Source organism: Streptomyces sp. A18, from assembly GCF_059026065.1.
On the sequence record NZ_JBWLKL010000056.1, the window covers coordinates 24,698 to 34,838 of the forward strand.

At 72.1% G+C, this 10,141-nt stretch carries 8 protein-coding genes and 1 pseudogene; 5 read left to right on the forward strand and 4 right to left on the reverse strand.

The window, feature by feature from the left end; genetic code table 11:
• Positions 1-4: 4 nt before the first annotated feature.
• Positions 5-838, forward strand: coding sequence for a DUF1206 domain-containing protein (locus AC5P1C_RS40165; protein WP_493870940.1), 834 nt, complete (start codon positions 5-7; stop codon positions 836-838).
• Positions 839-860: 22 nt separating this feature from the next.
• Here AC5P1C_RS40165 and AC5P1C_RS40170 read toward each other — a convergent pair whose 3' ends face one another.
• A complete protein-coding gene (locus AC5P1C_RS40170; RefSeq protein ID WP_493870941.1) occupies positions 861-1,649 on the reverse strand; it encodes a VOC family protein in 789 nt (262 codons plus the stop codon).
• A gap of 72 nt (positions 1,650-1,721) precedes the next feature.
• The gene (locus AC5P1C_RS40175; RefSeq protein WP_493870942.1) at positions 1,722-3,347 is read right to left on the reverse strand and encodes a sigma-70 family RNA polymerase sigma factor; all 1,626 of its coding nucleotides are present in this window, start codon (positions 3,345-3,347) and stop codon (positions 1,722-1,724) included.
• Positions 3,348-3,562: 215 nt separating this feature from the next.
• Here AC5P1C_RS40175 and AC5P1C_RS40180 point away from each other — a divergent pair, with 215 nt between their 5' ends.
• Positions 3,563-4,906 carry a M14 family zinc carboxypeptidase gene (locus tag AC5P1C_RS40180; protein WP_493870943.1) on the forward strand — a complete coding sequence of 448 codons (1,344 nt, stop codon included), beginning with the start codon at positions 3,563-3,565 and terminating at the stop codon, positions 4,904-4,906.
• Positions 4,907-4,967: 61 nt separating this feature from the next.
• Positions 4,968-5,609, forward strand: coding sequence for a TetR family transcriptional regulator (locus tag AC5P1C_RS40185; RefSeq protein WP_493870944.1), 642 nt, complete (start codon positions 4,968-4,970; stop codon positions 5,607-5,609).
• A 491-nt stretch (positions 5,610-6,100) separates the two neighbouring features.
• Here AC5P1C_RS40185 and AC5P1C_RS40190 read toward each other — a convergent pair whose 3' ends face one another.
• Positions 6,101-6,367 (reverse strand): hypothetical protein, encoded by a 267-nt coding sequence (locus tag AC5P1C_RS40190; protein WP_493870949.1) that lies wholly within the window; start codon positions 6,365-6,367, stop codon positions 6,101-6,103.
• 4 nt (positions 6,368-6,371) lie between these two features.
• Positions 6,372-6,923: pseudogene (locus tag AC5P1C_RS40195) on the reverse strand (alpha/beta fold hydrolase); the annotation flags it as partial.
• A 126-nt stretch (positions 6,924-7,049) separates the two neighbouring features.
• On the opposite strand from AC5P1C_RS40195, the gene AC5P1C_RS40200 reads away from it, so the two are divergent.
• Positions 7,050-9,050, forward strand: coding sequence for an AfsR/SARP family transcriptional regulator (locus AC5P1C_RS40200; RefSeq protein ID WP_493870945.1), 2,001 nt, complete (start codon positions 7,050-7,052; stop codon positions 9,048-9,050).
• Between the two features lie 212 nt (positions 9,051-9,262).
• Positions 9,263-9,934, forward strand: coding sequence for a DUF4097 family beta strand repeat-containing protein (locus AC5P1C_RS40205; RefSeq protein ID WP_493870948.1), 672 nt, complete (start codon positions 9,263-9,265; stop codon positions 9,932-9,934).
• The last annotated feature ends 207 nt before the right edge of the window (positions 9,935-10,141 follow it).

Below are 10,141 nucleotides of genomic sequence, written 5' to 3' on the forward strand. Positions count from 1 at the left end.
CACGATGACGCCGTCTCGAGTGCACACACGCGGCCGGACCAAGAAGGCCGCGGCCCGCTCGGCGGAGAAGGAATCGCTGACGGCGGCGGGCCGGGCGGGCTTCGTCGCCCGCGGAGTCGTCTACGTCCTCATCGGCGCGCTCGCCCTGCGGATAGCCGTCGGCAGCGGCGGCGAACAGGCCGACCGGCAGGGCGCGTTGGCCCAGGTCGCCGAGCAGCCCTTCGGCGAGGCGATGCTGTGGGCGCTGGTCGTCGGATTCGGCGGCATGGCGCTGTGGCGCGGCTCCCGCGCGGTCCTGAAGCGGGGACGGCGCCGCAAGACCGCGTCGCGCGCCCTCGACGGCGGCAGGGCAGCCTTCTACGCCTTCGTCTGCTGGGCGACCGCGTCGTACGCCGCCGGGGGCAGCCAGGGTTCGAGTGGCGACGCCAAGTCGAAGGACTGGACGGCGACCACGCTGGACCTTCCCTACGGGCGCTTCCTGGTGGGCGCGGGCGGCTGCCTGCTGATCGGCATCGGTGTCGTACTCGCCGCACGGGCCATGATGCGCAAGTTCCTGCGACAGCTGGACCTCGGCTCCCTCAAGGGCAGTACACGGAAGGTCGTCACGGTCCTGGGTGTCACCGGTGGTGTCGCGCGCGGTGCCGTGTTCGCCGCCGCGGGCATCTTCATCCTGACGGCCGCCGTCCAGTACGACCCGGACGAGGCCAAGGGCGTGGACGCGACGCTCCGCAGCTTCGCGCACACCCCCGTCGGCCCCTGGCTCCTGGCCGCGGTCGCGGCGGGGCTCATCCTCTTCGGGGTCTTCTCCTTCGCCTCCGCGCGCTGGCGGAAGCTGTGAGCGCGGCGAGCGCGGCGGCGCCCTAGCTGAACGAGGGCATCTCGCCCTCCGTGGTCGTCAGATCGATGATGCTGAAGGTGGCGCCCTGCTGGTCGGCGACCGTGGCGAAGCGGCCGAAGGGGCTGTCCATCGGGCCGAAGAGCAGCTGGCCGCCGAGCTTGGTGATGGTGACGATCGCGGCGTCGCAGTTGTCCACGGCGAAGTGCACGTTGATGAACGGCGGCACGTCCGGCGGGAAGTCGTCGGTCATCTTGAGCCGCCCGAGCACCGGCTGGTCACCGAGCTGGAAGACGTTGAAGTCGACGTCGTCGACCTCCATCTTCTTCACCTCGAAGGGGAAGACGGAGGGCAGGAAAGCGTCCGTCGCCACCGGGTCCCGCGTGGTGAGCTCCGCCCAGCAGTAGGCGCCGGACTCGCCGACCTTCTCGAAACCCTGGTGGGATCCCGGCTGCCAGACGCTGAAGTACGCGCCGCTCGGCTCCTGCGCCGTGGCCATGGTGCCGAAGTCGCCCACCTGCATCGGCTCCACGGCGAGCGTTCCGCCGTTGTCACGGATCTTCGCGGCCGTCGCGGCGGCGTCCGGTGTGGCGAAGTAGAGGTTCCAGGCGGCGGGACCGTCCATGCCCTGCATCTGCGGGACGACCGCAGCCACGGCCTTGCCGTCCGAGCGTGCCTGCGTGTAGCCGCCGAACTCCTCCGAACCGGAGTCGAACGTCCAGCCGAGCAGCTCGCCGTAGAAGCTCTTCGCGGCCTCCACGTCGGGGAACATCGCGTCCGCCCAGCAGGGCGTTCCTTCCGAGTACGCAGACATCGCGAGGGCCTCCAGTTCCGGCGCACGGCTTCGGCGGTTTCCTGTCGACTTCACGCTATTCGAGTGGCGCGGTCAGCGCGCGCCGAAGTTCTGCGTCCACCAGGGCCCGCCGCCGCCCTGCCGGTAGCCGATGCCGATCTCCTTGAAGGAGCAATTGAGGATGTTGGCGCGGTGGCCGGAGCTGTTCATCCAGGAGTCCATCACGGCGGCCGGGGTGCGCTGGCCGGCGGCGATGTTCTCGCCGTAGGTGCTCCACTTGTAGCCCGCTGCCGTGACCCGGTCTCCGGGGTCCTCGCCGTCGGGGTTGGTGTGGTCGAAGAAGTCGCGCTCCGCCATGTCGTCGGAGTGGGCCTGCGCCGCGTCGCCGAGCTTGCTGTTGAGGGTCAGCGGGCTGCAGCCGCTCTTGGCGCGCTCCACGTTGGCGAGCCGGGTGACCTCTTCGCTGTACGAATTGCCCGCCGGGGCCTGCGGTGCCTGGGGAGCGCTGCTGGTGCGGGTGGGTGTCGGGGTCGCCTTCGGCTTCGGCGCCCTGGTCTTCGACGGGGTGGGCTTGGGGGACGGCTTCCGCGTACGGCTGGGGGACGCGGAGGGGGACTTGCTGGGCTTGGGGGCCGTGGTGGAGGGCGTCGCCGAGGACGGGGCCTGCGAAGCGGTGAGCGGCTGCGCCTCCGTCCGCTCGTCGTCCGCGGGGCGCGTGGCCGAGTAGATGACCCCGGTGGCGACGACGAGCACGGCGACGCCCGCGGCCACGGCCTTGCCCTTGCGCGGCCCGCCGCGGCGTTTGGCCGCATGTCTCGCCGGTGCGCTCCGGGAGCCGGATATCTCGTACGTGTTCGGCGCTGTGGGGTGTGCGTCGGTGGATATGTGCGGTGAGCCAGCCGCCAGGTGGTGGGCGTCGGCCGCGTTGACGGCGCGTATCGCGCCGGGCGCTGCGAGCGCGGCGGACGGCGGCACCAGGGCGACGCCGACAAGGAGACGCTCGGCGAGCACCAGGCCCGAGCCGTGACCCGAGCACGTCGGGCAGTCGCGGACGTGGCGGGCCAGGCGCTTGCGCCAGAGGCCGGAGGGAATGCCGTCCCACGGGGCGGCCACCTCGCTCAGGTACGGGCAGCGGGGCGCCGCGGCCAGCGCGCGGACCACGATCCGGGCCGTCTCCAGCTGGGTCTTCATCCGCTGCACCCGCACCGTGGCGTGCTGCGTCGGCAGCTCCATGGCGGACGCGACCTCGGCCCGGGTCAGCTCGCCGGAGACCTCGAGCCACCACAGGGACAGGAGTGCGCGGTCGTCGGTGTCCAGCCACCGGGTGGCCTCGGCCACCTCGCGGCGCTGCCCCACGAGGCCGAGCCGGATGATGGTCAGGTCGACGAAGTCGGCGCCGGGGTCCACGACGTCGTACGCCTCGTGGAGCGGGCTCGGGCTCTTCTGTCCGGACGAGCGCTGCTGCCAGTGCCTGCGGATCTCGTTCATGGCGATGGCCACGAGCCAGGACCGGAAGCTCGCCGGGTCCCGGAGCGACGCCAGGCCCGCGAGCGCGCGCAGCATGGTTTCCTGCACGACGTCGTCGACGTCGGCATGGCCGTCGAGCGCCCGCCCGACGATGTTGTAGACCAGCGGCAGATACCCGGCCACCAGCTCGTCCTGCGCGTGCTGGTCCCCGGTCTGCGCCGCCGTCACCAGAGGATCGTGTTCACCGATCATGGACTGCCTCACTCGCTTTCTTCGTCGGCACCGTGTGGCCTTACACCTGGGAGATCGCGTGAGCGCGTGGAGATAACAGAAACCCGCGAACAGAAATCTGCGGTGAGCATACGCACCTGCTCATCCGCCGATGGAAAATTCAGTAACCTGGATTACTGAAATAATTGGGATTACTGGGGGGCGTCATGTCCGAGAAGTGTCCGAGAAGGGGTGTCGTGCACGAGAGCGGTCCATACAGCCATCTGTCCGGCTTACCGGACATCGAGCGCTTCTGCACCGTCGATGAGCTGAACGCAGCCGTCGCCCGGCTGGCGCGGGAGAACCCCGACGTCTGCCGAATCCGCCGGATCGGCACCTCGCGCCTGGGTGAGCCGCTGCGGATGCTGTCGGTGGGCCACGGCCCCGAGCATGCCCTGATCGTCGGCGGCCCGCATCCCAACGAGCCCGTGGGGCTGCTCACCGTCCTGCATCTGGCCCGGCTCGTCGCCGCCACGCCTGCCCTGCGGGAGGGCGCCGGGTACACCTGGAACTTCATCCCCTGCCTCGACCCCGACGCCATGCGCCTCAACGAAGCCTGGTTCAGCGGCCCTTACACGATCCGCCACTACCACACGCACTTCTTCCGGCCCGCTTTCGCCGACCAGCCGGAGTGGACCTTCCCGGTCCTCGACGAGGACGCCTGGTTCGACCGGACGCTGCCCGAGACCCAGGCCCTGGCCCGGGTCATCGACGAACTGCGCCCACGGTTCCAGTACTCGCTGCACAACGCCGACTTCGGCGGGGTGTTCTTCATCCTGAGCCACGAAGTGCCGGGCGCTGCCCAGGACTTGGCGGCCGTGGCCGCGTCCGAGGAGATGCCGCTCTCGCTGAGTCCGGTCGACACCGCGGGCTGGCCCGAGGTGGGCGCCGGCGTCTATCTGATGCCCACCGCGCGGCAGTTGACGGCCGCCATGGCGAAGAACGACGGCGAAGCCGACCGCGGCGGTTCCAGCGCGCACTACGGCGAACGCCACGGCACGACCACGCTGATCACCGAAGTGCCCCTGTGGCACGACCCGCGGGCGGGTGACGCGTCCGGCAGCGGACGTACCCACCCCGAGGTCCTGAACGAGAGCGCCGGTCAACTGCGGGACAGCGCACGCAGGCTCGGCGACCTGTACGGGCGGGTGCTGCCGCGCCTGGTCGTGCCATCGCCGATGCGCCCGGCCATCGCCGACATCCTGGAACAGAGCGCCGTCCTCGCGTCGGCCCACGCGTCCATGGCCCGGAGTCGCGAGGGTCAAGAGGCCTCCGTGGGCGAGGTGTTCGGAGCGGAGAGCCTGGTGCACATGTTGCGGCTCAGGGGAGCGGGCCAGCTCCGGCGTCAGCTCGCCGTCGAGCACGACGCGGGCAATCGGCCACCCGCGCTGCGCGCCGCCGCGGAGGAGGCGGAGGCCCTGTTCGACTCCTGGTGCGCGGCAGCCGAAAGCGCCCTGCGGGCCGAGCCGTACCCGCTGCGGCGGCTCGTGGCCGTACAGATCGGCGCCGCTTTGGCGACGGTACGGCGATTGAGTACGTGAAACCCAAGCCCCCGCGCCCCGACGGCCCCGCCCCGACAGCCCCGACCCCAGGATGGACCGCATGAAACGAGCCGAGGCCCGGCAACGCAACACCACCGCCCTCCTCGACGCGGCCCTGACCGAAATGGCGGCCCACGGCTACGCGGCGGCGCGACTGGAGGACATCGCCGCCCGCGCGGGCCTGACGACGGGCGCCGTGTACTCCCTCTTCGGTAGCAAGCGCCGCCTGCTCGCCGCGGCCGTCGAGCATCTGGCACTGCGCCTGCGGACCGGCCTCGAAGACCTCGCCGCCCGGCAGGACCTCTCCTTGCGGGAGGTGCTCCGGGGCCTGGCGGCCGTGATGCACCGCGTCGCCGCGGGCGAGCCTGCCGCCCAGTGGTACGCCTTCGAAGTGGAGGCGGCGTCACTGGCGTTGCGCGATCCGGAGCTGGCCGAGACCCTCGCCCGGCACACGGCCCAGATCACGGATCTGGTCCGCGCCCTCCTGACCGGCCGGATCATCGACCCCGCCGCCACGACCGCGGCCCGCACCACTCCCGAGCAGGCGGCGCACCTGGCCCCCGCCGTCCGCGCCCTGACCGCCGGCCTCGCCCAGCAGGCGGTCCACGCCCCCGGCACCCTCACTGCCCGGTACGCCGCCGACGCCGCCGAGGCCCTCGCCCACTTGCTCGACCACGACCCGTCGGAGCGCGTCATCCCGTGACGGGACGGCCGCGTCATCCCGTGTCGGGGCGGCGGGGGCTCGCGACGTCGACAAGCACTCCCTGACCGCCTCGATGAGACGCGCGGACCGTGCGTCACCATGGCCGATTATCCGGTTCGCGGTGTAGTCGAAGCCACGCCGAACTCATCGTCCCCGAAGGGGAATTGGACCCAGGAGCCGTCTTGCCGAAGCTGCGCGCGCCCAGCATCGGCCGTAACCCCGGGGCATCGAGCAGGAAGCCCGAGCCCCAGCGGGGGTGACGGACGCCCCGAGTTCGCCGAGATCGTCGAAGTTGCGCGCGAAGATGTCCGCGACCGCCCCGAACCGCTCGTCGGCCCATCCGTTGTGCTCCCGCGTCTTCTCCTCACGATCCGTGATCGACTTACTGATCGACCGCGAAGAGGTATGGGGCAGGGACACCCGTCTCCGACGCATTTGCGCGGGCGGAGAAGCGCGAGAAGGAGGGGGCGGAGGACCCGTGCGGGACCTGCTCAGCGGGTGAGGAGGTCCCGCAGCGCCCCGGCGATCTCGACCGGAGCCTCCTCGGCCATGAAGTGGCCCCAGGCGACGGGGGTGTGCCGCAGGTCCGGTGCCCAGGCGCTCCACAGGGCCGCCGCGTCGAAGCCGAGCGCCGAGCCCCAGTCCTGCTGGAGCACGGCCACCGGCATCCGCAGCCGGTTGCCCGCGTCCAGGTCGGCCCGGTCGTGGTCGACGTCGATGCCGGCGGATGCGCGGTAGTCGGCCACGATCGAGGGCACCGCGGCGCGACAGGCGTCCGAGGAAGTGGCCGAAGAACGCGTCCGGGGCGGCGGCGATCAACTGCTCCGGCAGGCCCGGGGGTTGGGCCATCAGATAGAGGTGGAAGCCGACGGCGGCGGTCACGCCGTGCATCACGTCCCACATGTCCAGCGTGGGCAGCACGTCCAGGCAGGCCAGGTGCGTGATCGCCTCGGGGTGGTCGAGTCCGGCGCGGAACGCGACCAGGGCGCCCCGGTCGTGCCCCACAAGCGCGAAGCGGTCGTGGCCCAGCGCGCGGGCCACGGCGACGACGTCGGCGGCCATGGTGCGCTTGGCGTACGTCGTGCCATCGGTCTCCGCGGGTTTGTCGCTCGCCCCGTAGCCGCGCAGGTCCGGGCAGATCACCGTGTGGTCGGCGGCGAGATCGGCGGCGACATGCCGCCACATCAGGTGGGTCTGCGGGAAGCCGTGCAGCAGCACGAGCGGCGGGCCCGAGCCGCCGATGGCCACGTTGAGCCCGACTCCACCGGAGGCGGGCACGCGCCGGTAGCCGAACTTCTCGATGACAGGGGTCATGGTCGCGTCCTTCGCGGTGGCGGAACAGATGCCTCCGAGCCTCCCGGGCGCCGATGAGCAACCGATGAGCGACCGGTGATCGCGCTACCGTGACCAGGGACGATGGTCACGGAAGGGTGGTTCAGGGTGCCGGTCGCGTTCGGGGTCCTCGGGCCAGTGGTGGCCTGGGACGGTGCCGGGGGAGCCGTCGCGCTGAAGGGGCCGCGGCACCGTGCGGTGCTCGCCCGGCTGCTCGTCGCCCGCCGCCGTGTCGTCCCGGTCGCCCGCCTCGTCGACGACCTGTGGGTGGATCCGCCGCGGGACGCGGTCGGGGCGGTACGCACCTTCGTGGCCGCACTGCGCCGCGCCCTGGAACCGGAGCGCCCGCCCCGCACACCCGCCCGGCTCCTCGTCACCGAGGGCCCGGGGTACGCCCTGCGCGCCGAGCCCGGCGCGGTGGACGCCTGGCGCTTCGAACAGGCGGTCACCGTCGCGGCGAACCTGGCCCCGCGGGACGCCCTCGACCGCCTGGAGGAGGCCCTCGGCTGGTGGCGCGGTCCCGCCTACGCCGATTTCACCGAGGAGAGCTGGGCCCGCGCCGAGCGCTCCCGCCTGGGCGAGTTGCGCCTGCACGCCGTCGAGCGCCGGGCCGCGGCACGCCTCGACCTGGGACGTGCCGCCGACGCCGTGCCGGACCTGGACGCGCACGTGGCCGAGCACCCCTGGCGCGAGGACGCCTGGCGTCTCCTTGCCCTCGCGCTCTACCGCACCGGCCGCCAGGGCGACGCGCTCGCGGTCCTGCGCCGGGCCCGCGCACTCCTCGTCGAGCAACTGGGCGTGGACCCCGGCCCGGGGCTGCGCCGCCTGGAAGCGGACATCCTCGGCCAGGCCCGTCATCTCGACCCCACGCCGCCCCGGGCCGGTGGGGCGGCGGAGCGCGTATGGGCCCAGGCCGCCACCGCCTACGACCGGACCGTGGCCGCAGGCGCCCGCGCCCGCCTCGACTCCACGGTGAGCCTGCTGCGCAACCTCGCGGTGACCGGCGGCGGCGGCCTCCAGGCGGCACGCGAGCACCGCGTGGCGGCGGTCGAGGCGGCCGAGGAACTGGGCGATCCGGAGCTCACCGCCCGCGTGATCGGCGCGTACGACGTCCCTGCGATCTGGACCCGCGTCGACGACCCGCGGCAGGCCGCGCAGGTGGTGGCGGCGGCCGAACGCACCCTGACCGCGCTCAGCCCTGACGCGCACCCGGCAGCACGGGCCCGCCTGCTCGCCACGATCGCCCTGGAGTCGCGCGGCACCAGATCGGAGCGTGCGCCCCAGGCCGCCCGGCAGGCCGAGGAGATCGCCCGCCGCCTCGACGACCCCGCGCTCCTCGCCTTCGCCCTCAACGGCCGCTTCATGCAGACCTTCCACCGCACGGGCCTCGCCGCACGCCGGGACGCGATCGGTGCCGAACTCGTCGCCCTGTCCGCCCGGCACGGCCTGGCCACCTACGAGGTCCTCGGCCACCTCATCCGCCTCCAGGCCCGCAGCGCGCTCGCCGACTTCCCGGGAGCAGACACGCACGCGGCGGCCGCTGACCTCCTGGCGGAGCGTCACGAACTGCCGCTGGTGGGCGTGTTCACCCAGGGGTACGCGGCGCTGCGGCTCGCCGCTGCCGGGCAGACGTCCGCAGCGGAGGCCGCCTACCAGGAGGCCGCCGAGCGACTGGACGGTGCGGGCATGCCCGGCCTGGAGCACGGGTTGCTGCCGCTCGCCGTGCTGTGCCTGCGCCTGGGGAACGGGCAGAGCATCCCGGCCGACGTATGGCGCGACCGGGAAGGGGGCGAGCGTCCGGACTGGGGGCCCTACGAACCGTGGGTCCGCCCCTTGATGCTGCTGGCCCAGGACCGCCGCGACGAGTCGGCGCGGGCGCTGCGGCGGCTGCCCGATCCGCCACGTGACCTGCTGCTCGAAGCTCTGTGGTGCCTGGCAGGGCGAGCGGCGATCGCCGTCGGTGACCGGGAGACGATGGAGCGCGCCCACGCCGAACTGGCCTCTGCGGCGGGGGAGTTGGCGGGAGCGGGCAGCGGCTTGCTCACTCTGGGCCCGGTGGCGCGGCACCTCGACGATCTCGCCGTCGCCCTCCGCCGCTCTCCGGCGTAGCGTTCACCTTCAATCCATTGCAACGATCGGAGAGAGGTGGTTGCGTTATGTTCGCTGCCATTGCAACGATTCTGAGGTCTTGGCCTGTAGAAATGGCGATTCTGTGCAACATGTGCGTTGCGGGAAGCGTGAAGGCAACGTAGCGTTTGCGTCATCAGAAACAGAGAGTCAACAAGTCAGAGGAGCTCGCGATGCTGAAGCACGAGAGCGCGCTGCAGGAGTTCGACACCCCTGCACCCGTCTCCGCCGTCCTGGACATCCCCGCGGGATACATCCGGTTCATCGCCGCCGACCGGGTCGACACCAGGGTCGAGATCCTGCCCGCGAACGCCTCGAAGAGCCGCGACGTGAAGGCGGCCGAGCAGACCACGGTCGAGTTCAGCGACGGCGTCCTGCGGATCCAGGCGGGACCGGCGAAGAACCGGCTCCTCGGCAGCTCCGGGTCTCTGGAGGTGACCGTCCAGTTGCCGTCCGGCTCGCGCGTCGACGCGAAGGCCGCCAGCGCCGAGTTCCGGGGCGTTGGCCGGCTCGGCGACGTCACCTTCGAGGGCGCGCAGGGCTGGGTCAAGCTCGACGAGACCGCGAGCGCCCGTCTGGCGCTCCAAGCAGGCGACGTCTCGGTCGGCCGCCTGGGTGGCCCCGCGGAGATCAGCACCGTCAAGGGCGACCTGCGTGTCACCGAGGCCGTGCGCGGCACGGTCACGCTGCGCACCGAGTCCGGCGAGATCTCGGTGGGCGCGGCTCGCGGCGTCTCCGCGTCCCTGGACGCAGGCACCGCCTACGGCCGGATCCACAACACGCTCAAGAACGCAGATGGCCCGGACGCCGGGCTGCAGATCCACGCGACGACCTCTTACGGCGACATCACCGCCCGCAGCATCTGACCCAGGCACGTAGGGCCCACGGCCGTCGACTCGCGACCTCTGAACGGCGACGGGCCTGATCGGCAGGAATGCCGATCAGGCCCGTCGCGTACTACTCGCGTACTACCTGAAGCTGATGTCGCCTGAAGTGGCTCAGCCCTTGCGGGTGTTGACCTCTTCGGTGAGGGCGGGGACGACGTCGAAGAGGTCGCCGACGACGCCGTAGTC

Coding starts and splice junctions, on each gene's coding strand:
- AC5P1C_RS40165 (WP_493870940.1), top strand. CDS start 5: ATGACGCCGTCTCGAGTGCACACACGCGGCCGGACCAAGAAGGCCGCG.
- AC5P1C_RS40175 (WP_493870942.1), bottom strand. CDS start 3,347: ATGATCGGTGAACACGATCCTCTGGTGACGGCGGCGCAGACCGGGGAC.
- AC5P1C_RS40185 (WP_493870944.1), top strand. CDS start 4,968: ATGAAACGAGCCGAGGCCCGGCAACGCAACACCACCGCCCTCCTCGAC.
- AC5P1C_RS40170 (WP_493870941.1), bottom strand. CDS start 1,649: ATGTCTGCGTACTCGGAAGGAACGCCCTGCTGGGCGGACGCGATGTTC.